The sequence below is a fragment of the Novosphingobium sp. MD-1 genome (assembly GCF_001014975.1).
Lineage (GTDB): Bacteria > Pseudomonadota > Alphaproteobacteria > Sphingomonadales > Sphingomonadaceae > Novosphingobium.
In genome coordinates, this window is record NZ_BBXA01000032.1 from 1 (window position 1) to 22,734 (window position 22,734).

General features: G+C 66.8%; 22 protein-coding genes. 12 read left to right on the plus strand and 10 right to left on the minus strand.

The features are described from left to right. Window positions 1–519: glutaminase (locus tag NMD1_RS17025; RefSeq protein ID WP_199558159.1), on the minus strand; the 519-nt coding region annotated here is incomplete at its 3' end. A 38-nt stretch (window positions 520–557) separates the two neighbouring features. Next, window positions 558–2,588, minus strand: a complete 2,031-nt coding sequence (locus NMD1_RS17030) for a S9 family peptidase (RefSeq protein ID WP_158453987.1) — start codon at window positions 2,586–2,588, stop codon at window positions 558–560. A 395-nt stretch (window positions 2,589–2,983) separates the two neighbouring features. Here NMD1_RS17030 and NMD1_RS17035 point away from each other — a divergent pair, with 395 nt between their 5' ends. From NMD1_RS17035 to NMD1_RS17050, 4 genes are read left to right on the plus strand one after another with little or no spacing between them, the layout of a single operon-like run. Next, complete coding sequence (locus NMD1_RS17035) at window positions 2,984–4,264, plus strand: arylsulfotransferase family protein (RefSeq protein WP_158453988.1); 1,281 nt, start codon at window positions 2,984–2,986, stop codon at window positions 4,262–4,264. Beyond that, entirely contained in the window at window positions 4,261–4,524 is a 264-nt protein-coding gene (locus NMD1_RS17040; RefSeq protein ID WP_199558155.1) for a hypothetical protein, read from the plus strand. The genes NMD1_RS17035 and NMD1_RS17040 overlap by 4 nt, the downstream gene beginning before the upstream one ends. Further along, window positions 4,521–4,913, plus strand: a complete 393-nt coding sequence (locus NMD1_RS17045; RefSeq protein WP_124808675.1) for a hypothetical protein — start codon at window positions 4,521–4,523, stop codon at window positions 4,911–4,913. Before NMD1_RS17040 ends, NMD1_RS17045 begins: the two co-directional genes overlap by 4 nt. Beyond that, the gene (locus tag NMD1_RS17050) at window positions 4,864–5,937 is read left to right on the plus strand and encodes a sulfotransferase (protein WP_125955872.1); all 1,074 of its coding nucleotides are present in this window, start codon (window positions 4,864–4,866) and stop codon (window positions 5,935–5,937) included. The genes NMD1_RS17045 and NMD1_RS17050 overlap by 50 nt, the downstream gene beginning before the upstream one ends. 22 nt (window positions 5,938–5,959) lie before the next feature. Here NMD1_RS17050 and alaS read toward each other — a convergent pair whose 3' ends face one another. From alaS to smpB, 6 genes are all read right to left on the minus strand, one after another. Then, complete coding sequence (alaS, locus tag NMD1_RS17055; RefSeq protein WP_125955874.1) at window positions 5,960–8,611, minus strand: alanine--tRNA ligase; 2,652 nt, start codon at window positions 8,609–8,611, stop codon at window positions 5,960–5,962. A 68-nt stretch (window positions 8,612–8,679) separates the two neighbouring features. Next, complete coding sequence (locus NMD1_RS17060; RefSeq protein WP_125955876.1) at window positions 8,680–9,516, minus strand: trans-aconitate 2-methyltransferase; 837 nt, start codon at window positions 9,514–9,516, stop codon at window positions 8,680–8,682. 136 nt (window positions 9,517–9,652) lie between these two features. Further along, window positions 9,653–10,723 carry a recombinase RecA gene (recA, locus tag NMD1_RS17065; RefSeq protein WP_124808679.1) on the minus strand — a complete coding sequence of 357 codons (1,071 nt, stop codon included), beginning with the start codon at window positions 10,721–10,723 and terminating at the stop codon, window positions 9,653–9,655. A gap of 145 nt (window positions 10,724–10,868) precedes the next feature. Continuing rightward, a complete protein-coding gene (locus NMD1_RS17070; protein ID WP_125955878.1) occupies window positions 10,869–13,289 on the minus strand; it encodes a response regulator in 2,421 nt (806 codons plus the stop codon). Beyond that, window positions 13,286–13,846: a DUF2062 domain-containing protein gene (locus NMD1_RS17075; protein ID WP_124808681.1), complete on the minus strand. Its 561-nt coding sequence runs from the start codon at window positions 13,844–13,846 to the stop codon at window positions 13,286–13,288. Before NMD1_RS17075 ends, NMD1_RS17070 begins: the two co-directional genes overlap by 4 nt. A 92-nt stretch (window positions 13,847–13,938) precedes the next feature. After that, a complete protein-coding gene (gene smpB / locus NMD1_RS17080) occupies window positions 13,939–14,421 on the minus strand; it encodes an SsrA-binding protein SmpB (protein WP_124808682.1) in 483 nt (160 codons plus the stop codon). Between the two features lie 182 nt (window positions 14,422–14,603). Between smpB and NMD1_RS17085 the strand changes: the two genes are divergently transcribed. Next, on the plus strand, window positions 14,604–15,740 hold the full coding sequence (locus NMD1_RS17085) for a patatin-like phospholipase family protein (protein ID WP_125955880.1): 1,137 nt from the start codon (window positions 14,604–14,606) through the stop codon (window positions 15,738–15,740). Between the two features lie 49 nt (window positions 15,741–15,789). Continuing rightward, window positions 15,790–16,572, plus strand: a complete 783-nt coding sequence (locus NMD1_RS17090; RefSeq protein WP_125955883.1) for a 3-hydroxybutyrate dehydrogenase — start codon at window positions 15,790–15,792, stop codon at window positions 16,570–16,572. A 129-nt stretch (window positions 16,573–16,701) separates the two neighbouring features. Here NMD1_RS17090 and dapA read toward each other — a convergent pair whose 3' ends face one another. Then, window positions 16,702–17,583, minus strand: coding sequence for a 4-hydroxy-tetrahydrodipicolinate synthase (dapA, locus tag NMD1_RS17095; protein ID WP_124808685.1), 882 nt, complete (start codon window positions 17,581–17,583; stop codon window positions 16,702–16,704). A 119-nt stretch (window positions 17,584–17,702) separates the two neighbouring features. On the opposite strand from dapA, the gene NMD1_RS17100 reads away from it, so the two are divergent. From NMD1_RS17100 to NMD1_RS17125, 6 genes are all read left to right on the plus strand, one after another. Beyond that, window positions 17,703–19,703: a lytic transglycosylase domain-containing protein gene (locus tag NMD1_RS17100; protein WP_233497755.1), complete on the plus strand. Its 2,001-nt coding sequence runs from the start codon at window positions 17,703–17,705 to the stop codon at window positions 19,701–19,703. A 77-nt stretch (window positions 19,704–19,780) separates the two neighbouring features. Beyond that, on the plus strand, window positions 19,781–20,269 hold the full coding sequence (locus NMD1_RS17105) for a GreA/GreB family elongation factor (protein ID WP_124808687.1): 489 nt from the start codon (window positions 19,781–19,783) through the stop codon (window positions 20,267–20,269). A 40-nt stretch (window positions 20,270–20,309) separates the two neighbouring features. Next, window positions 20,310–20,951: a phosphoglycerate mutase family protein gene (locus tag NMD1_RS17110; protein ID WP_125955888.1), complete on the plus strand. Its 642-nt coding sequence runs from the start codon at window positions 20,310–20,312 to the stop codon at window positions 20,949–20,951. Next, on the plus strand, window positions 20,951–21,142 hold the full coding sequence (locus NMD1_RS17115; protein ID WP_125955890.1) for a DUF4169 family protein: 192 nt from the start codon (window positions 20,951–20,953) through the stop codon (window positions 21,140–21,142). Before NMD1_RS17110 ends, NMD1_RS17115 begins: the two co-directional genes overlap by 1 nt. Next, window positions 21,142–21,345 carry a hypothetical protein gene (locus NMD1_RS17120; RefSeq protein WP_125955892.1) on the plus strand — a complete coding sequence of 68 codons (204 nt, stop codon included), beginning with the start codon at window positions 21,142–21,144 and terminating at the stop codon, window positions 21,343–21,345. Before NMD1_RS17115 ends, NMD1_RS17120 begins: the two co-directional genes overlap by 1 nt. 3 nt (window positions 21,346–21,348) lie before the next feature. Continuing rightward, window positions 21,349–21,858 carry a hypothetical protein gene (locus NMD1_RS17125; RefSeq protein ID WP_223806535.1) on the plus strand — a complete coding sequence of 170 codons (510 nt, stop codon included), beginning with the start codon at window positions 21,349–21,351 and terminating at the stop codon, window positions 21,856–21,858. Window positions 21,859–21,973: 115 nt separating this feature from the next. On the opposite strand, the gene NMD1_RS17130 is transcribed toward NMD1_RS17125, so the two are convergent. Then, a complete protein-coding gene (locus NMD1_RS17130) occupies window positions 21,974–22,648 on the minus strand; it encodes an outer membrane protein (RefSeq protein WP_124808691.1) in 675 nt (224 codons plus the stop codon). Window positions 22,649–22,734: the final 86 nt, after the last annotated feature.

Consider the following 22,734-nt stretch of genomic DNA (forward strand, 5'->3'; position numbering starts at 1 on the left):
CGTGCGCTCCACGGGATGGCGAATATTGCCGAACGCCCGCATGTAGTTGGCCAGCGCGAAGTTGCGGAAGCCGGTTTCCCGCTCGGCATTGGCCACGCGTTCGTCGATGATCACGCTCTCGTCGCCCGCCAGCGCGCGCACGAAGTGCAGGATGCTGCCGATCGCCTCGCGCGGCTCGTGGCCGGAAAGCAGCACGTCGGCCACCACGATCGCGCCGGCGTTGATGAACGGGTTGCGCGGAATGCCGTGCTCGCTTTCAAGCTGCACGATCGAGTTGAAAGCGCTGCCCGATGGTTCGCGGCCCACGCGGCGCCACAGGGCGTCGCCCACCGCGCCCAGCGCCAGCGTGAGCGAAAACACCTTCGAGATCGACTGGATCGAAAACGGTTCTTCCGCATCCCCGGCCGTGAACACGTCCCCTTCGGCCGTCACCACCGCCATGCCGAAGCGATCGGGCGATACGCAGGCCAGCGGCGGGATATAGTCGGCCACCTGGCCCCGGTCGGTGGCCTCGCGCATTTCAGCGGCAATCTCGGCAACGATGGCGGCGATATCGCTCACTTCAGATAGCGCTTATACCAATCGGCGATCCGCTCGAACCGGTCGCGCAGGAAGCTTGGCCGGACAAGTCCGTGGTGTTCGCCAGGATAAGCCACCAGCCGCGTCGGAACCCCCGTCAGCTTGAGCGCCTGATAGAGCTGCTGCCCACCGATCAGCGGCACGTTGTCATCCGCCGTGCCGCCCAGGAACAGCGTTGGTGTCTTGATCCGGTCCGCATGGAGCAGCGGCTCGGAAAGGCGCGTCCACAGCGCCGTGTTCTGCCACGGGGGGCCAAGCTCCTGCACATATTGCTCGATGTACTGGTCCACGCCGAAAAAGGCGAAGATGTTGCCCACCCCCGCCCCGCTGACACCGGCCTTGAAGCGGCTGTCGCGCACGATCAGATAATCGGTGAGAATGCCACCATAACTCCATCCGCCAACGCCAAGGCGCGCGGGATCGGCAATGCCCTGCGCCACCGCCCAATCGACGGCGGCGTGCAGGTCGAGCACTTCCTTGTTGCCCCAGTCGGCGGCGATCGCGGCACCATAGGCATCGCCCCGGCCCGAACTGCCGCGATAGTTGACCGCGAGCACGGCATAGCCCTGCGCCGCGATCCATTGCCGCATCGTGTCGATCTCGTGCGCGTCCTGCGCCGTCGGCCCGCCGTGAATCCACAGCACGGTAGGATAGCGTTGCCCCGGCACGTAGCCGGCCGGGAGCGTCAGAATCCCGTGCACTTCGCTGCCGTCGCTCGCCGTGGCGGCAAAATCGCGCACCGGTGACCAGGCAATGCCTGCGTTCAGCGCGCGGTTGTGCGCGGTCAGCGGCCGCATCGTCTTGCCTTCCAGCGCATAGACTTCGGGCATCGCGTCATCGCCGCTGGCAATCACCGCGCGCGGCGCCCTGGCATCTTGGCCGTCGCACTGGTCGAACACCGCCAGCCGGGGATCGCCCAGGCGCTGCACGCCGCCCGTCGCCAGATCAAAGACGGCGGGAACCTCGTGCCGGTCCTCGGCCAGGATGGCGCCCACGCGCCCGCCGCCCAGATCGACGGGCCGTTGCACATAAGTGCCCACCGATGTCGCCACAGTCCGGGTTTGACCGGTCGCCAGCACCGTTTCGGCAAGGCGCGGCTGGCTATACTGGTTTAGCTTGGGCACATCGCCGACCAGATGCGCGATTTTCGCGCCATCGGCAGACCAGATCAGCGCCTGCCCCAAAGCCCCGGCAAGCTTCGTCACCACGCGCGGAGCCGCGCCCGCCTTCGCTTCCACAACGGTGAGCCACTGGGTTGCCGGCGCGGCGGGATCGATGCCGTGATTGGCAAGGTAGGCCACGCTCTTGCCATCGGGTGACCATTCCGCCGCGATGACGTCGAACGAATCCGAAGCCGTCAGCCGCATCTCGGTGCGCGTGGCCACGTCGAACAGCGCCAGATGGGTATGGCTCGCGGCGGTGATGAAGCCCTGGCCGTCTTCCTTGAACTTTGCATCATCGACCACGACCGGCAGCGGCCGCTCAGGATCGTCCTTGGGTGGCTCGGGCGCGGGATCGCTCAGCGTCAGCAGCAGGCGGCGCGAATCGGGCGACCAGCGGAAGGCGGCGATATCGCCCTTAACATCGGTCAGCTTCTGCGCCTCGCCCCCCCGCCGGTCGAGCAGCCATATCTGGGCCTGCTTGTCCTTGCCACGCTTCGAAAGGAACGCGATGGTCTTGCCATCCGGACTGAACGCGGGCGCGCTGGCGCTCTCTTCGCCGTCTGTCAGCTGCAGCGCGGGCGCCCCGGCCAGATCGGCAAGCCAAATCACCGATCGGCGCTTGTCCGTCTTCACGTCCGCATCGCTCACCACGTAGGCGGCCTGCCGGCCATCGGGCGCGCAGGCCATTTCCGAGAGCGATCGCATCGCGAGAATGTCGTCGATAGTCACCGCGTGACGTGCCGGCGCGGATTCCCCCGCGACCGCGAAGGCCGGCAGTGCAGCCAGCGCCAAAATCGTGCCACACCGCAGCGCGCGTGAAGCCTGACGCCATTTCGCGATACCCATCTCTTCCCCCCAACAATCCGTGAAGCAGAGCGTAACCGGGCGGGCCCCAACCGGCAATCGCTCCGGCAAAAAGGGTGCCCGCTGCGCAATCAGCCCCCGATGCCCGCTTTCAGCCCGCCCCCCGCGCGTACGCCCGATACATTTTGCGACAAAGCGCCCCGTGGCTGACATACCCCGGTTACAACTTGTCTATAACTTTAGATCATGAATCTTTATATCTCCTCCATAGGGGCAGCCCGTCCTGGCTCAGGGGGAAATCGTATCCGTTCAGGATCCAGCCAAGGATGAGGGAGCCCACGACGGCAGCAGCGGCGTCCCCGCCCGCACGTCTGTGGGAACGCATTTGCAACGCCCGGATACCGTTGTGGGCAGTCGGCCTCCTGAGCCTTTGCGGGGTGGTCATCACCATCGCGTTCGGCGCGATCGTGGCGCAGGCCGATCGCCATGGCGCGCTGGGCAAGGCTGCGGCCCAGATCGCCAGCATCCCCAACACGCTGGCCGGCGTCTATCACGGACTGTTCCCCAACCGGCCGAAGCTGGTGCTCGATTACGTGCCGGAACCCGGCGGGCTGCACTATGCGGCCGGCCAGAGCTTTGTCGATCCGGGCTATGTCCTGCTTACGGAATTCAGCAATGTCCGCCAGCAGCGGGTCATCCGCCTGATGCGGCTGAGCGATGGCAAGATGCTTCGCGAATACGCGCCGGACGTGCGCGCTATGCTGCAAGGGTCCACGTTCCGATCGGCCATCGTCGACCTGCAACGCGACAAGACCCAGCGGCTCTACTTTCCGATGCATCCCATGCTCACCAATGATGGCGGGCTGATCCTGCACGATACCTCGCCGCTCACGCGGATCGATGCCTGCGGGAAGCGGCAGTGGATGATCGACGGCATCTTCCACCACGCGGTCGAACGCGCGCCTGATGGCACGCTGTGGGCGGCCGACCGGCAACCCCGATCGCGCCGCCCCGGGCTTGGTCCGCTGTTCGGGGACGAGAATATCGTGCATCTCCGGGCGGACGGAACCGTCCTGCGGCGCGAAGCGATCATCGACATTCTCGATCGCAACGGCCTTGGCTATCTCTGGCGCAGCCGCCCCTACCAGGACGATCCGATCCACCTGAACGATGTGCAGCCGGTGCCGGGCGATGGCCCCTACTGGCATGCCGGCGATCTCCTGCTCAGCCTGCGCAACCTTTCGATGATCGCCCTTTACCGGCCAACGGAAGGCCGCATCGTGTGGCATCGCGAAATGCCCTGGCGGTTCCAGCACGATGTAGCCGTGATCGACGATCATCGCATCTCGGTGTTCGACAACAACTGGCGCTGGAACTGGCAGGCACCCGAAAAGGTAGAAACCGACGGGCACAACCGCCTCCTTGTCTATGACTTCGCGGCCGACACCGTCAGCGATCCGCTGGGTGAGGCCTTCCGCAAGCTGGACATCCGCACTCACGCGCAGGGCAGGGCGATGCCCCTGCCCGGCGGCGATTTCCTGATCGAGGAAACCGAACGCGGCCGCCTGTTCCGCATCGCGCCCGATGGCTCCGTCCGCTGGCGCTACGTATCCGCCGATCCCGACCAGCACCGGTATGAACTGCGCTGGAGCCGGTATCTCGATCCCATCGCCGACAGGGTCGGCATTCAAGCAGCGGTGAACGCCAAATGCGAATGAACCTTCAGAGCATGGCCCATGGCCTTTCGATCGCTTCCCTTGCCGCCATCGCCCTGATGGCCACGACCGTTCCGGCGCAGGCCTATGTCGGCCCGGGGCTGGGCCTTGGCGCCATTTCCACCGCACTGGGCGTGGTGGGAGCCATTCTTCTCGGGATCGTGTCCTTCGTCTGGTATCCGGTCAAGCGGCTGGTCCGCGCGGCGCGGCGCAAGCCGGCTGCGCCGGCGCAAAGCGATCCGCTGCCGGAATCCGAGCTGTGATTCCCGCCGCGCTGGTCCTGTTCGCCGCGCTTCTGGCCTCCGTGCATCTGGCGCGCCGGTGGATGCTGCTGCGCCATTTCGGCGATCTGGCCGCGATCGGCCAGCGCTCCGTCCGCACGCTCGCCCGCAGCGGCGTTTCCGATTGGAGCAAGGAACGCGCGACGCGCATTCTCGCGATCCGGATGATGGGCAAATCGCTCGCAGCCGGCGGCCTCCTGCTGATGATCGTCCTGCCCATCGCAGCCGTGCTGGCGATCGGCCCGGTCGCGGGCATTCCAACGCAGGACGCGCTGTTCGATCCCACCGCCCGCCTGTCCATTCTTGCCGCAGGTATCGCCCTTGCCTTCCTCCGCTCCCGCGTCCGCCGCTTTGGCTTACGGCCCGCTTGACCGCCTGCTGCACCGCATCGCCCTGGGCAGCGACGCGGTGCTGGAGATGAGCTTCGATCTGGAACGCTCCCGCCATGGCAAGGCGGCGGCGGCGCGGGAACTCGGCCCGCCGGTCTTCGTCACCGGCCTGGCCCGCGCCGGCACGACCATCCTGATGCGGCTGATCCACGCGGCCGACGATTTCGCCGCGCTCCGCTATCGCGATCTGCCGTTTCCGCTGGCGCCGAACAGCTGGGCACGTATCTCCGACCACCTGAAACGCCATGTGGAAACGCGCGAACGTGGCCACGGCGATGGACTGGAGCACGATCTCGACAGCCCCGAAGCGATCGAGGAAGTGTTCTGGAAGCTCCACGATGGCAAGCGCTATTGCCGTCCGGACGGCTTGGTTCCCTATCAGCCCGATACCGAAACCCTGGCCGCCTTCGGCGATTACCAGCGGCTCGTCTGCCTTCGCTGTGGCGCTCAGCGCTATCTTTCCAAGAACAACGCCAACGTGCTGCGCGTGAGCAGCCTGGCGCGGAACGTTCCCGGCGCGCGCATCTTGCATCCCTTCCGCGATCCGCTGGCGCAGGCCCGTTCACTCCACCGCCAGCACCGGCAAGCCTGCATGCTGGCAGCGGACGATCCGTTTCGTGGCGCCTTCATGCGGTGGCTGGGCCACCACGAATTCGGCGCGCACCAGTTGCCTTTCCTGCTGCCCGCCGGCTCAGGCCCCCAGGGCGATCCCGATACGCTGGCGTACTGGCTGGCGACGTGGATCGGCGTCCATACCCACCTGCTCGGCCAGCCCGAGGACGTGCGCGAAACCCAGGTTTTCGTGGACTACGACCTGCTGGCCACCGGCGATCCCGAATTGCTGGACCGGCTTGGCAGGCGGCTCGATCTGGCCCGCCCGCTCTCGCCCGCCACCCTGCGCCCGCCGACAGCGTTGCCACACCGGGACGCGAAATTGCCCGCCGATCTGATGGATGAGGCCGACCGGGTACACACCGCGCTGCGGAAGCGCGCGGCGGCCCTGTAAGGAGCCACCGCCCGGCTTGTCGCTATCCCGCGATCACGGCCTTGACCGCCGCGATGGCTGCGGCCGCCTTCGCGCCATCCGGACCGCCGCCCTGTGCCATGTCGGGGCGCCCGCCGCCGCCCTTGCCGCCCAGCGCTTCCACGCCCGCGCGCACCAGATCGACGGCGCTGACCTTGCCGGTCAGGTCGTCGGTCACCGCCGCCGCGATCGATGCGCGGCCATCGTTGACCGCGACGATCACGGCCACGCCCGAACCAAGCCGCTGCTTCGCCTGATCGAGCAACCCGCGCAGTTCCTTGGGGTCCAGCCCTTCGAGCACCTGGCCGGCGAACTTCACCCCGCCCACGTCCTCGTCGGCCGCTTCGGGCTTCGTCCCGGCACCGCCACCCAGCGCGAGGGCCTTTTTCGCCTCGGCCAGTTCGCGTTCCAGCTTGCGCCGCTCGTCGAGCAGCGCGGCAATCCGGCCTTCGACGTCCTCTGGCGTGGTGCGCAGCAGGCTGGCGGCGTGCTTCAGCGCTTCCTCGCGGCCCACCAGCCACTGGCGCGCGCCTTCACCGGTCAGCGCCTCGATCCGGCGCACGCCGGAGCTGACCGCGCTTTCGGACACGATGCGGAACACGCCGATATCGCCCAGCGCGCGAACGTGCGTGCCGCCGCACAGCTCCACCGAATAGGGATGCTCCGCGCCCGCGCTGCCCATGCTCAGCACGCGCACCTCGTCGCCATACTTTTCGCCGAACAGCGCCATAGCCCCGGCGGCAATCGCGTCGTCCGGCGTCATCAGGCGCGTGGTAACCGGTTCGTTGCCGCGAATCTCGGCGTTCACTTCGGCCTCGATCACCGCGATGTCCTCGGCGCTGAGCGCCGTGGGGTGCGAGAAATCGAAGCGCAGACGATCAGGCGCGACCAGCGAGCCCTTCTGCGTCACGTGCGCGCCCAGGCGGTGGCGCAGCGCCGCGTGCAGCAGGTGCGTGGCGGAATGGTTCGCGCGCGTGGCATCGCGGCGCGCGGTATCCACCGCCAGCGCCACGGCGTCGCCCACCTTGATCGTGCCGGCTTCGACCTTGCCGTGGTGCGCGTGCAGCCGGCCCAGCGGCTTTGCCGTATCGCTGATGGCGATCTGCAGGCCATCGCTCCCCGTGATCGTGCCGCTGTCGCCGGTCTGGCCGCCCGATTCGCCATAGAACGGGGTCTGGTTGGTCAGGACGACCACCTCGTCGCCCGCGCTCGCCGACGGGACTTCCTTGCCGTCCTTCACCAGCGCGACCACCTGCCCCTCGCCGCTTGTCGCGGTGTAGCCGGTGAATTCGGTCGCTCCCTCGCGCTCGGCGATGTCGAACCACACTTCGCTGTCGGCGGTCTGGCCGGACCCCTTCCACGCCGCGCGCGCCGCCGCTTTCTGCTGCGCCATTGCCGTGTCGAAGCCGTCCTTGTCGACGGCGATCCCGCGCGAACGCAGGGCGTCCTCGGTCAGGTCATAGGGGAAGCCGAAGGTATCGTAGAGGCGGAACGCCGTCTCGCCCGGCAGCTTGTCGCCCTCGCCCAGCCCGGTCGTCGCCTCGTCCAGCAGCTTGAGGCCGTTCGAGAGCGTGCGGCGGAACTGCACTTCCTCGCGCAGTAGGGTTTCCTCGATCAGCGGCTGGGCGCGGCCGAGTTCGGGATAGGCCTGGCCCATCTCCGTCACCAGCGCGCCGACGAGCCGGTGCATCAGCGGCTCCTTCGCGCCCAGCAGGTGTGCATGGCGCATGGCGCGGCGCATGATCCGGCGCAGCACATAGCCGCGCCCTTCGTTCGACGGCAGCACGCCGTCCGCCAGCAGGAAGCTGGTCGAGCGCAGGTGGTCCGCGATCACGCGATGGCTGGCGCGCTGGTCGCCTTCCGCCTTCACCCCGGTCAGCCCTTCGGACGCGGCGATCAGCGCTCGAAACGTGTCGGTATCGTAGTTGTCGTGCTCGCCCTGCAGCACCGCCGCTACGCGCTCCAGCCCCATGCCGGTATCGATCGACGGTTTGGGCAGGTTGCCGACGATTTCGCCCGCCGCCTGCTCGAACTGCATGAACACGAGATTCCAGATCTCGATGAAGCGGTCGCCGTCTTCCTCGGCCGATCCCGGAGGGCCGCCCCATATGTGGTCGCCGTGGTCGAAGAAGATTTCCGAGCACGGCCCGCACGGGCCATCATCGCCCATCGCCCAGAAGTTGTCCTTGGTGGCGATGCGGATGATGCGGTCCTCAGGCAGGCCGGCGATCTTCTTCCACAGCTCGAACGCCTCGTCGTCGGTGTGATAGACCGTGGCGAGCAGCTTGTCCTTGGGCAGGCCCCATTCGCGCGTCAGCAGCGTCCAGGCGTGGGTGATCGCCTGTTCCTTGAAATAGTCCCCGAACGAGAAGTTGCCGAGCATCTCGAAGAACGTGTGGTGGCGCGCGGTATAGCCCACGTTGTCGAGGTCGTTGTGCTTGCCGCCGGCGCGCACGCACTTCTGCGAGGACGTGGCGCGCGGCACGGCGCGCGTTTCCAGCCCCGTGAACACGTTCTTGAACGGGACCATGCCCGCATTCGTGAACATCAGGGTCGGGTCGTTGTAGGGCACCAGCGGCGCGCTGTGCACCACCTCGTGCCCTTGCGAGCCGAAGTATTCGAGGAAGGACCGGCGGATTTCGTTCGTCGACGTCATGAGCCGCCGATTAAGCGAGCGTTCGGCCCGGAACAAGCACGTTTCGCCGATCAATGTGATCGCACATGCTATTCGGCCGTCGCGCGCACCAGCCAGACCGCCGCGGGGAACGAGACGACATCGCCTGAACGGTGGCTTTCGAGCAGATTTGCCAACCGTTCCAGGAAGGCTGGCCGCTCCACTTCGGACATCACGCGAATCGCCCGCGCCGCGGGACCGATCCGGCCGAAGAACGCCAGCGCTTCGGCCACGGCATCGGGTCCGGCTCCGGCGATATAGTCGAAATCGACCGGGGTGAACGTCACGTCCCGCCATCCGCGCAGGCAGGTGCGCACATGATCGGGATCGGCGAACGCGAACGGCCCCGGCGCGAAGGGATCGGCTGAAGTTGGGGGTGGGGCTGACGCGGATGCGCCGGATTCCGGCAGCAGCGAAGCGATCCCGCTCGCCCAGCGATTCTCGCGCGGGGTGCGGAAGCAGGAGAAGACGATTCGCGCGCCCGGCGCGGCTATGGCGGAAAGGTGCGCGAAAGCGGCCGGCGGTTCGGGAAAGAACATCACGCCATGGCGCGAGACATACAGGTCCGGGGCCTGCTCCGGCTGCCAGGTCGAGGCATCGGCAACGGCGAAACGCACGTTGTCCAAACCGGCAGCCCGTGCCGACGCAGCCGCCACCAGGTCCGCCGAAACGTCGACACCGGTGACTGCCGCATCGGGGCGGGCCCGCGCGAGCGCAAGCGAGAGTTCGCCGGCGCCACAGCCAATATCGACGACGTACCGCGCCTGCTCTTCATGGATCGCCGCCAGCAGATGCGGCGTCATCCGGGAAAAGCTCCGGTCCGTCCTGGCGTGCTCGTCCGCCCAGCTCCGGCCCACGCCGCCCTGCCATTCGCCGATGTCCGTCATGTCCGTTCGCCTTCTTCCCGATCCCTCCCGACGCCAAGAAACCGGCACGGCTCCTGCCGGGGAGCGTGCCGGTTCTTTGGTCTGGCTGGACGGACGCGAGCGAGAGGAAGATGCCCGCGCCCGTCAGCCTGAAGGATCAGATGTCGTCGTCCGCGTCCGGCCCCGCCATCAGTCCTTCGGCAACCTGTTCGGTGCGGCCGCGAATGGCGGCTTCGAGACGGTCGCAAACTTCCTTGTTCTCGCGCAGGTAATTCTTCGCGTTCTCGCGCCCCTGGCCGATGCGGATCGAATCGTAGCTGAACCACGCACCCGACTTTTCGACGAGCCCGGCCTTGACCCCGAGATCGAGAATCTCGCCGATCTTGGAGATGCCCTCGCCGTACATGATGTCAAATTCGACCTGCTTGAACGGTGGCGCGACCTTGTTCTTGACGACCTTGACGCGGGTGGAGTTGCCGACGATCTCGTCACGGTCCTTGATCTGCCCGGTGCGGCGGATGTCGAGCCGGACCGAGGCATAGAACTTGAGCGCGTTGCCGCCGGTGGTGGTTTCGGGATTGCCGTACATCACGCCGATCTTCATGCGCAGCTGGTTGATGAAGATCACCATGCAGCGCGAACGGCTGATCGAGCCGGTCAGCTTGCGCAGGCTCTGCGACATCAGGCGCGCCTGCAGGCCGACGTGGCTGTCGCCCATCTCGCCCTCGATTTCCGCCCGGGGCACCAGCGCGGCGACCGAGTCGACCACCAGCACATCGATCGCGTTGGAACGAACCAGCGTGTCGGTGATTTCCAGTGCCTGTTCGCCGGTATCGGGCTGCGAGACGATCAGTTCGTCGATGTTGACGCCCAGCTTCTTGGCATAGACCGGATCGAGCGCGTGCTCGGCGTCGACGAACGCGGCGGTGCCGCCGTTCTTCTGCGCTTCGGCGATGACGTGCAGCGCCAGCGTGGTCTTGCCCGAGCTTTCCGGCCCGTAAACTTCGATCACGCGGCCGCGCGGCAGGCCGCCGACGCCCAGCGCGATATCCAGCCCGAGCGACCCGGTGGAAATCGCTTCCACCTGCATGGTCTCCTTCGAGCCGAGCTTCATCACCGAGCCCTTGCCGAATGCCCGGTCGATCTGGGCGAGCGCCGCGTCGAGCGCCTTCTGACGATCCATTTCCTTGTCTTTGCCTTCCTGAATGAGCTTGAGCTGCGCCGCCATGGCTTCTCGTCCCCTTGCTAGAGATGGCTGACCTGAACCGTCAACAGGGACTATGTACCCACTTTGTTCCATAAGAACAAGATGGGAACGAAAATTTTTCCCGGCATCGCCGAAAAATCATCCATGCCATTGTAGATTATAGATTTTATGCGCCTCGCAGAACCTTTTCCACGGCCGCGACGATCTGCGCGACCGAGAACGGCTTGGCAATGAAGTGCATGTTGGGGATGTCGATATCGCGCCGCAGCTGCTCTTCGGCATAGCCCGACATGAACAGCACCGGCAGCTCGGGCTTCAGCCGGCGAATCTCCCGCGCCATGGCGGGGCCGTCCATCGAAGGCATCACCACGTCGCTCACCACCAGGTCGAACGGCCCGTTCCGGCCGATCGCTTCCAGCCCTTCCTCGCCGTCGGCGGCGGTGGTCACCTCGTAGCCCTGCCGCACCAGCGCGCGCTCGGCCACGGCGCGGACGGTGTCCTCGTCCTCGACCAGCAGCACGCGCCCACCGCCGCTCCATTCGCGCCGGACATCAGCCTTCGGCTTCGGGCCTTCCAGGCTGGCTGCCGGATCGGGGGCATGGACCGGCAGGTAGATCGAAAACCGCGTACCCCGGCCTACCTCGCTTTCGGCGAAGATGAACCCGCCCGATTGCTTGACGATGCCATAGACCGTCGAAAGCCCGAGCCCGGTGCCCTTGCCCTTTTCCTTGGTGGTGAAGAACGGTTCGAAGATCTTGCCGAGCAGCGCCGGCTTGATGCCGTGACCGTTGTCCTCGACGATCAGCGCGGTGTAATCGCCGATCGGCAGGATATCGCTTTTCATCCCGCGCACGTCGGCGGCGGTGATGCGCCGGGTCATCAGCCGCAGCACCCCGCCGCTCTTGTTGTCGGCCATGGCATCGCGCGCGTTGACCGCCAGGTTAAGCAGCACCTGTTCCAGTTGCACCGGATCGGCCCGCACGAAGCCAAGGTCGCGGTCATGCGTCACTTCCAGCTGGATCTTGCCGCCCAGCAGCCGCTTAAGCAGGGTGGACACCTCGGCCACCACGTCGGGCAGTTGCAGCACTTCGGGGCGCAGCGTCTGCTGGCGCGAGAAGGCGAGCAGCTGGCGCGTCAGCGATGCCGCGCGGTTGGAATTGGCCTTGATCTGCTGGATATCGTCGTAATCGCTGTCGCCCGGCGTGTGGCGCATCAGCATGAGGTCGCAATACCCGATGATCGCGGTCAGCACGTTGTTGAAATCGTGCGCCACGCCGCCGGCGAGCTGGCCCACGGCCTGCATCTTGGTGGCCTGCGCGATCTCGCGCTTGAGGCGGGTTTCCTCGCTCGAATCCTTGAGGCTGAGCAGCACCGCGCCATCGCCCAGCCCGCGCACGCCGGCAAGGCTCAGCGAAACCGGTTCCTCGGGCGAGGACCGCAGCCGCACCGCGACGTCGCCCGCCGTCGGCGCCCCTTGCGCGTAACGGCGCACGGCATCGGCGAGCGCGCCCTTGTCCTCGCGGATGACAAGGTCCGAGGGATAGGGAGGCGGCATCGTGTCGTCATGGCCGGCGGCGCGCAGGAAAGCCCGGTTGGCGAACAGGAAGCGCCCGTCGCGGTCCGTCATGGCCAGGCCCAGCGGAAGCCTTGCGAGCAGAGCCTCGATCTGCGGCAGGCCGGTGCGCGCGTCGCCCACCCCGCCCTGGTTGTCGAGCAGGATGAACAGCGAGGCGGTGTGCGAGGGATCGGCGTCGACGCCGCCGTCCGGATCGGCCACCGGCAGGTGGATGAAGCGCACCGGTATGCCCTTGGCGCCTTCGCGCGCGTAGTAGATCCGCTCCTGCTCGTCGGACCGGAACCAGGCCACGAATTCGGTCCCGGTGATCGCGCCGTTCTCTTCCCCGCTGGCGCGGCTGGCGAACGCGGTATTGCCGGCAAGGATGCGCCCATCCGGCGCCACGACCGCCGCCTGGATGCTTTCGCGGGCCAGCGCGCGGCCAACCTTGCCGCCAACGTGCTGCACCATTTCCGCCACCAGATCGCGCTGGTTCACGGGCGTGAAACGCCACACGAGGTAATCCTCGCCCCGCCCTGCGCGGGCGACTTCACCGCTCCAGCGGCCGGTCGCAGTTTCGATCAGGTCCAGCGTGGCACGCCCGTCGCGCCAGGCGGCGCGGGCGGCGGCATCCAGCGCCTCGGCCTGCGGCTTCGACACCGGCAGGCGCGGCGGCGCAGCGCCAAGGCCGAACCATTCGCTGAACCGCAGACTGGCGCAGGCCAACCGGCCGGCGCGGTCGGTGATGGCGATGCCCATGTCCGGCCGCTCGATCGCGGCATGGGTGACCGACCAGTCGGGCGCGGCGAAATCGGGCGCGGCCACCTGCGGGCGCAGGCGCAGGGCCAGCCGAAGCGCACCGCCCAGCAGCAGCGCGCCACCGGCAAAGGCCACCGCGACCACCGGCTCGCCCGATACCGCCCACAGCAGGACGGCCGTCGCCACCAGCGCCCCGCCCAGCAACAGCCATTCGCGCCAGGGTGCCCTGGCGTCCTGCGCCACGGGACCAAGCGCGAGCGGCGATTCGTTCATTCGGCGTGGTCCCGCGCGGCCGCGCGCATCAGCCGCGTGCGCCGCTTGTGCCCGGTCCACCAGCGCCAGCCGAGCGCCGAGAGGACATATCCCGCCACCGCCGCCAGCAGCGAAATCAGGAACAGACCGATCAACAGCGATGGCGCGGCATCGCTGCCCAACCACGCGAGCCATTCACCCACACCCGCTCCGCGCGTAACCAACTCACGCACCGTCAGGAAATCGGCGTGATAGCCGAAGCTGTTGCCCACCCAGATCGCGCCCGGCAGGAACACGAACAGCGTCGTCGGCGGAATCGAGATGAACGTCATCAGCGCAGCCAGCGGGATATTGCCGCGGACGGGAACGCACATCAGTGCTGCGCCGACGATCTGCACGCCGGGAATCAGCGCGAAGATGCCGATGAACAGGCCCGCCGCCACGCCGCGCGGCACCGACCGGCGGGTGAACCGCCATAGTTCATGGCGCGCGGCGAGCGGACGGGCGAAGCGGTTCTGCTCCATCTGCTCGCGCGTTGGCATGTTGGCCTGTGCCCATTTCACGATCCTGTCGAACATCGCGTCCTGCGTTCCACCCGTTTCCCGCCAGCCCACCATCAGGCCGATTTCGCCGCTCTAGCCCTGCCCCGCTTTCGAACCGGTGAAGCGCGTCAGCCGTGCTCCTTCATGATCCGCGCCTTTTCGCGCTTCCAGTCGCGTTCCTTGATCGTAGTCCGCTTGTCCGCCGCATTCTTGCCCTTGGCCAGCGCCAGTTCCACCTTGGCCCGGCCCCGGCCGTTGAAATAGACCGACAGCGGCACCAGCGTCATGCCCTTGCGTTCCACCGCGCCGTGGAACTTGGAAATCTCGCGTTCCTTCAGCAGCAGCTTGCGCGGCCGCTTGGGCTCGTGGTTGAAGCGGTTGCCGTGGCTGAATTCGGGCACGTTGGAATTGATCAGCCACACCTCGCCGCCTTTGACCTCGGCATAGCTTTCGGCGATCGATCCCTCGCCGAAGCGCAGCGATTTCACTTCCGTGCCGGTCAGCACGATTCCCGCCTCGTACACGTCCTCGATATGGTAATCGAAACGCGCACGGCGGTTCTCTGCGACGATCTTCTTCTTGTCGAAAGCAACGGGAGTCGGACGGGCCATGGTATCGAGCATGTAGGTGCGCGGCGGGCGAATTGGAACCCCGCAGGCAAATAGCGGCCGCTCCCGCCCGAAACGGTGCGAAACAAGGTCGCCGGCACGGGAACCGCTCTTGCACTTCCTTCGTTGCAGTGCACAAACCGGACCGGGATTTCCTCTGCGGGGATTCGCAAGCGGAGCAGCGCATGGCCAGATCGAAGGTCCGGCAATCTGAAGACCGAAATCAGGCGGATGACCGGGAACAAGTCGTTCTCGTCCTCCAGGGCGGCGGCGCGCTCGGTTCCTACCAGGCCGGCGTGTTCGAGGCACTGGCCGAAGCCGGGCACGATCCGGACTGGATCGCCGGCATCTCGATCGGCGCGGTCAACGCGGCGCTCATCGCCGGCAACCCGCCCGAACGGCGCGCGCGGCGGCTGCGCGAGTTCTGGGAACAGGCGTCCTCGCGCGTCCCCTTCCCCTCGCCTTTCGCGGAAGGATGGGGACGGCGCGTGTTCAACGAGGCAGCGGCGGCAACAGTGGCGCTAACCGGCATCCCCGGTTTTTTCGCCCCCCGCCTGACCCCGCCGTGGCTAGCGCTGCCCGGATCGCCCGAAGCGATCAGCCTCTACGATACCGCTCCGTTGCGGCAGACCCTTCTCGATCTCGTCGATTTCGACCTGCTGAACGAAGGGCCAATTCGTTTCAGCGTGGGGGCGGTCAACGTGCTGACCGGGAACTTCGCCTATTTCGACAACCGCGACCGGCTGATCGAACCCGAACACATCATGGCCAGCGGCGCGCTGCCGCCGGGCTTCCCGCCGGTGATGATCGACGGCGAGCCGTACTGGGACGGCGGCATCGTTTCCAACACGCCGCTGCAATACGTGCTCGACGAAAGGAACGGGCGCCCGCTGCTGGTGTTCCAGGTGGACCTGTTCAGCGCGCGCGGGCTGATGCCGCGCACGCTGGCGGAAGCCGCGCAGCGCGAGAAGGACATCCGCTATTCCAGCCGCACCCGGCTCAACACCGACATGCAGAAGCGGATCGAGGCGCTCGAAGCCGCCGCCGCGCGGCTGGCGGACAAGCTGCCGGAGGACTTGCGTAACGATCCCGACGTGGCGCTGCTGCGCGCCAATTCGTGCGACAGCCCCGTCACCATCCTGCATCTCATCAACCGGGGCGAGGATTACGAAACGCAGAGCAAGGACTATGAATTTTCGCGCATGACGATGGAAGGCCACTGGCAGGCGGGCATGCACGACGTGCGCCGTTCCTTCGCCAGCCCGCGCTGGAAGAAGCGGCACCCGCCCGCCCGGGGCATCGCCACGCTGGATCTCGCCTGAATCTCAGAATCTTTTCGGGGACCGCCCCTAAAGCAACCGGAGCAAGTAAATGGAACTCAAGGACAAGGTCTGCATCGTCACCGGCGCGGCCAGCGGCATCGGCCTCGCCATCGCGAAGCGCTATGCCGCGGCGGGCGCCAAGATCGCGATCGCCGACCTCAAGATCGAGGCGGCGCAGGCGGCGGCCGACGGCATCAACGCCGACCATCCCGGCCAGGCGATCGCGGTGGCGATGGACGTGACGCAGGAAGATCAGGTCAATGCCGGCGTCCAGCAGGTGGTCGATGCCTGGGGCACGGTGGACGTGCTGGTCTCCAACGCGGGCATTCAGATCGTCAACCCGGTGGAACAGTTCGCCTTCGCGGACTGGAAGAAGATGCTGGCGATCCACCTCGACGGCGCCTTCCTCACCTCGAAGGCGGTGCTGCCGCACATGTACAAGCAGGGGTCGGGCACCGTGCTGTTCATGGGCTCGGTCCATTCCAAGGAAGCCTCGCCGCTGAAGTCCGCCTATGTCACCGCCAAACACGGGTTGCTTGGCCTGTCGCGGGTGATCGCCAAGGAAGGCGGACCGAAGGGCGTGCGCACCAACGTGATCTGCCCCGGCTTCGTACGCACGCCGCTGGTCGACAAGCAGATCCCGGAACAGGCCAAGGAACTCGGCATTTCCGAAGAGGACGTGATCAAGAAGGTCATGCTCGGCCAGACCGTGGATGGCGAATTCACCACGGTCGACGACATCGCCGAAGTCGCGCTGTTCCTGGCCGCCTTCCCCACCAACGCGCTGACCGGGCAATCGCTCGTGGCCAGCCACGGCTGGTACATGAACTGACGCTCCGACCGTTCACAACCGACCATCGTCATTGCGAGCGCAGCGAAGCAATCCAGAAGTTTCACGCGGGACTCTGGATTGCTTCGCTATGCCCGTAATGACGAGACTATGGCACGAAAACGAGGAGGGTCACACCAGTCCGGCGTGCTCCAGCGCCGCATCCACCGCCTTGCGCGCGGCATCGCTGCACGGCACCAGCGGCAGGCGCATATCCTCGGTCATCCAGTCGTGCACCCGGGTCAGCGCATACTTGAGCGGCCCCGGCGAAGCGTCCTCGAACATGGCGTAGTGCAGCGGATAGAGCCGGTCGTTCAGCTCGCGCGCCTTGGCGATGTCGTTGTCGGCGCAGGCCTGCTGGAATTCGGCGCAGAGCTTGGGCGCGACGTTGGCGGTCACCGAAATGCAGCCCACCGCGCCCGCCGCGTTGGCGGGCAGAGCCAGCTCGTCATCACCCGAAAGCTGGCAGAAATGCTTGCCGATGCCCATGCGGTGATCGGTAACGCGCGAAAGATCGCCGCTGGCGTCCTTGATGCCCACGATCTTGTCCGGGTAGCGCTTGGCCAGTTCGCACACCGTTTCCGGCAGGATGTCGGTCACCGTGCGACCGGGCACGTTGTAGAGGATGATCGGCAGTTCGTTGTGCTCGGCCAGATAGCTGAAATGCGCGATCAGGCCGGCCTGGCTCGGCCGGTTGTAATAAGGCGCGACGCACAGCGCCGCCGCCGCGCCGCTCTTGCGCGAGAACGTCATGTGCAGCAGCGCGTTCATCGTATCGTTGCTGCCGCAGCCCGCGATCACCGGCACGCGCCCCGCTGCCTGCTCCACGCAGACTTCGATCACGCGGTGGTGTTCCGCGTTCGACAGCGTGGAGGCTTCGCCAGTGGTGCCGCACGGAACCAGCGCTTTCGAACCATTCTCGATCTGCCAGTCGACAAGGCGGCGAAACGCCTTCTCGTCAAACACTCCGTCGCGAAAAGGAGTCACCAGAGCCGGAATGGAGCCGGAAAACATGGACTTTGTTCCTCATTTTGCCGCAAGAACGGCGGTGATCGCCCCGTTGTGGTTGGTTTTGACCGACGAACCGGGCATGTTCAGCGCCTGATAAGGAGCCGTTCCATAGGATGTCCAGCATGGACGTGAAAACCGTGCTTCGCAAATTCGCCTGTACCGCGCTGGTCCTGCCGGGCCTCGCCGCATCCGTCGCCTGCCACGCGAGCGACAATGACGGCAGCGCGTGGGACCAGGCGCGCGCGCAACTGTCCGCCTCGCAACAGGGGCCGATGTCGTTCGCCGTCGAACGCTGGAAGCTGCTGACCTCGTCGAACCGCTTTGCCTTCAACGATTATGCGGGCTTCGTGCTCTCCTACCCCGGCTTCCCTGACGAGGAGAAGCTGCGCCGCTATGCGGAAAGCGCGCTGGACCGGGATTTCGCCGATCCCGCGCGGCTGGTGGCGTTCTTCGACCGGGAACCGCCGCTGACCAATCCCGGCCGCGCGCAATATGCGCTGGCGCTGCAAGCGCTGGGCCGGCCTGAAGCCGCGCAAGTCGCCAGGGCCGCATGGCGCGGCGGAGCGATGAGCGATTCGGCCGAATCCTCGCTGCTGGCGGGCTGGGGCACCACCTTCACGCAAGACGATCATGACGCGCGCATGGACGCGCTGCTGTGGGCCGGCGCGGCAGGCCAGGCGGCGCGCGAACTCGCCTGGGTTTCGCCGGCGCGCCGTCCGATCGACGCGGCACGCCTTGCCGCGCTGCAGGGAACCGACCCCTATGCCGCGGCCGCCGGGATCAACGGACAGGTTCTGAACAGCGATCCGGGCTTCGTTTACCAGCGCGTGCGCCAGTTGCGGAAGAACGGCGACGGTGTCTCGGCGCGGGCCTTGCTCTCCAGCCGGCCGCCGCTCGCGCGCAAGCCGCTGGATCGTGCCAAGTGGGTCGATGAACTGCTGATCAACGCGCGCGGCGCGGCATCGGCCGGCGATTCGCGCAGCACCGTGCGAATCGCGGCGGGAATAGACGATGCCTTCGATCAGGGCGAAGACGTCAGCCAGATGCCCTATGACCTGCGCGACGATTATACCTCGCTGATGTGGCTCGGCGGCACGCAGGCGCTGTGGAACCTGGGGGCGGGCAGCGACGCGGCCCCTCTGTTTTACCGCTATGGCGCCGCCGCGCGCACGCCGGGCACGCGATCCAAGGGCTTCTACTGGGCCGGGCTTGCCTCGGCACAGGCGGGGCGCGGGACCGACGCGCAGCGCTATTTCGCCATGGCCGCGCAATATGCCGACCAGTTCTATGGCCTGCTCGCGCTGGAACGGCTGGGCAAGCCGGTGCCGCGCTTTGCCGTGGATTCGACCGCGCAACCGACTCCGGGCGAACGCGCCCGCTTCCAGAACGCGCCGATCACGCAGGCCGTGCGCGAAGTCGCCCGCAATGCCGACTGGCGCACCACCGTCCGCTTCTTCAAGGAAATCGCGGAACAGCAGCAGAGCGAAGGGCAGCACATGCTGGTGGCGGACCTTGCCCGGTCGCTGGGCCGGCGCGATCTGGGCGTGATCGTGGGGCAAGCCGCCGGTGCGCGCGGCTACCTCGATTTCCAGCACATTGCCTTCCCGCTGATTCCCGTGCCCGACAACAGCCGCGACACCTGGACGATGGTCCACGCCATCACGCGGCAGGAAAGCCAGTTCGCGCAGAACGCGATCAGCCATGCCGGCGCGCGCGGGCTGATGCAGCTGATGCCCGGCACCGCCAACGAACAGGCCGGCAAGCTGGGCCTTTCGTTCAGCTCGCAGGCGCTGATCGACGATGCCGGATTCAACATCCAGCTGGGATCGGCCTATTTCCAGCGGCTGATGAACTACTACAACGGCAGCTATCCGCTGGCCGTCGCCGCCTATAACGCCGGCGCGGGCAACGTGAACAAGTGGCTGCGCGCCAATGGCGATCCCCGCAGCGGCGGCATCGCCTGGGTCGACTGGCTGGAACGCATCCCGATTTCGGAAACGCGCAACTACGTGCAGCGCGTGCTGGAAAACGCGGTGGTCTACGAGGCAATGAACCCCGACAAGGCAAGCTACACCGGCGCCAATCCGATGAGCCACTTCCTCGGCAAAGCGTCTCCCGGCTGATTTGGGTTCGCGCGCAGGCGCGGTTGCGTGAACCAAATCCTCTTTCCAGACACGGCGCTTGGGCTAATACCGCACCGATGAAACCAGACGGCAATCCCATAACCCCCGCCGGCCTCGCCGCCCTGCGCGCGCGGTACGATCATCTGCTCGGCACCGAACGCCCGCAGATCGTCGAGGTGGTGAGCTGGGCCGCCGGCAACGGGGACCGGTCCGAGAACGGGGACTACCTCTACGGCCGCAAGCGGATGCGCGAGATCGACCGCGAACTGGCGTGGCTGGCGCGGCGAATGAAGGCTGCGCGGATGGTCGACCCAGCACGGCAGGAAGACCGTTCGCGCGTACTGTTCGGCGCCACGGCCGAGATCGCGGACGAGGATGACAACCGCAAGGTGCTAACTCTGGTGGGCGACGACGAGCAGGACGCGAGCGCCGGACGGATCGGCTGGAGCGCCCCGATCGCCCGTGCCCTGCGCGGCGCACGGGTGGGCGATCTGCGCGTGGTGCGGCTGCCCGGCGGGGAGAAGGAGTGGGAAATCGTCTCCATCTCCTACCCCGATCCCGCCTGACCCCTTGGAATGTGCCGCGCTTTGCTGATACCAGCGGCGCATGAAATCCGGCCGCTTCTTCATCATGCGCCACGGCGAAACGGTGTACAACGCCTCCGCCCGGCTCCAGTCCAACCACATCCATACCCCGTTGACGCGGCAGGGCTTCGAACAGGCGCTGGCCATGGGCAAGGCACTGCGCGAGGAACTGGGCGCGCGGCCGCCGGTGGTGCTGCACATCTCGGAAACCGGGCGCGCGCTGCAGACCGCGGCGATCATCGCCGAGGCGCTGGAACTCGACTGGTTCGAGGCGCGCCGGTCGAACGCGCTCAAGGAAATCGACATGGGATCGTGGTGCGAACGCCGCTACGCCGATGTGGAAGCGGAGGAAGGGCCGGTGATCCTGGCCGATCACCTGCTGCGCCCCGCCCCCGATGGCGAGGACTATCCCGCCATAGCCAGCCGGCTCGAATGCTGGCTGGACGCCATCGAGTACGAAGGGCTCACCGACGGGCGCGATCACATCGTGGTCATGCACGGCATTTCCAGCCGCGTGCTGCGCGGGATGATGGCCGGCTATCCGGTCCACCCCGATCATGGCGTGCCGATCGCGCCGTCGCTGGTGCAGGGATCGGTGGCGCTGATCGAAGGTGGCCGGGAACGGGTTTTGTTCGGCGCCGAACGCGGAATCGAGCACGCCTGATGGGCGATGTCGTCAACCTGCGCCTTGCCCGCAAGGCCAAGGCCCGCGATGCGGCGCAGGGACAGGCGGCGTCCAACCGCGCGAAGTTCGGCCGGACCAAGGCGGAAAAGCAGCGCGATGCGCTGGAGACGGCGCGCGCGGAACGCCTGCTTGATGGAGCGCTGCGCGACACCGGGCGCGAGACGGACTGATGCGCACCACCCATGACGACGCGACGGTGCGGCTTTACCATCTGGATGGCGGCCCCGAAGGCGGCGCGGCGGAAACGCTGTTCTACGGCCCGCTGACCAAGGCGCTGGACATCGCCGCCGCGCAGTCCGAGGCGGTGCAGGACGGCCTGTTCCTGGCGACCGACAATGACGTGATCGCCTATCTCGACCTCATCGGGGAATAGCTCTTGCGCCGCCTTCTGCTCCCTGCCTGTCTGATCGGGGCCTGCCTGATCGGCCTGTTGCCCGCCGCGCCGGCCACGGCGCGCGACAGCCTGGGCATCTGGAACGACTGGGGCGCTTTCCGCGATGCCGCCGTGCCGCGCTGCTACGCCATCGCCATGGCGCAGCCCGTCACTGGCCGCCCGCGCGATTTCCAGCCCTTCTTTACCGTTGGCATCTGGCCCCGGCGCAACGCCCGCAACGAAATCCACATCCGCCTTTCGCGTCGGATCGGGCCAAGCGGCCGTGCGGTGCTGTCGCTGGGTGGCCAGTCGTTCGAACTGGCGACCGGGCAGGCCGATGCCTGGGCGCAGGACCCGCGCATGGATGCGGCCATCGTCGCCGCGTTGCGATCTGCGCGCGAAATGACAGTCTCTGCCCGCGGGCGCGATGGCCGGCTGTTTCGCGATACCTATCGCCTTCCCGGCGCGGCCAGCGCGATGGACGCTGCCGCGCTGGGATGTGCCGGGCGGTAGAACAATCCCGCACAATCGTTCGCGCATGGAAAAGCGGGCGTTCGCGCATGGAAAAGCGGGCCGGAGTTTCCCCCGGCCCGCCCTTCCCGCCCGCAAGCGGATCAGCCTGCTTCCGTCAGAAGCGCAGACCGTAGGTCACCGCGATCTGGTGACGGTCGGTATCCACGTTGAAGCGGCTGCTGTCCGGCGTCTGGCCGCCGAAATCGAACTCGCCCTTGCCGTAGTGCGAATAGCGGTATTCGATGCGGCCGAAGGTCTTCGGGCTGAACGCATATTCCAGACCGCCGCCGACGCGGTAGCCATCGAGGTCGATCCGCTGGTCCAGCGTGGTCGTGCCATCGCTGCCAAGCACGCCGTAACGGGCGTTGGTATAACCGCCCTTCACGTAGAGCAGTGTCTTGGGCGACATCGCATAACCGACCCGCGCGCCCACATAGACGTCACGACCAGCCGAAACCCGGCCCAGGTTGAACGTGTTGGGGCGCGCGCCCTGCGCGGTCCACTTTGCGGTGCTGTCGGTCAGTTCCGCATCGGCGCCGACCACAAGGTTGCTGCCCAGCGGCACGTCATAGCCGATCTCGCCGCCATAGAGCAGGCCATCGATCGACTGCTTGAAATTGCGGGTATTGTCGATGTCGACGCTGCTGCCCGACCGGCTCTTGTCGTAGCCCAGCGTCACGCCGACGCGCGGGCCCTTGAAGGTTTCCGAAGGGGCAGCCTCCTGCGCGGACGCGGGGGCTGCCAGCGCAAGCGCGGTGCCGGTGGCGAGGATGGCGCAGATAGTCTTCATTGTTCACTCCATTCGCTTGTTGTCTGTCGGTTTTGCGACCCGACAGGACTTCTCGAATGGATGAAGGCGCAGCTTGTTTCATGAAC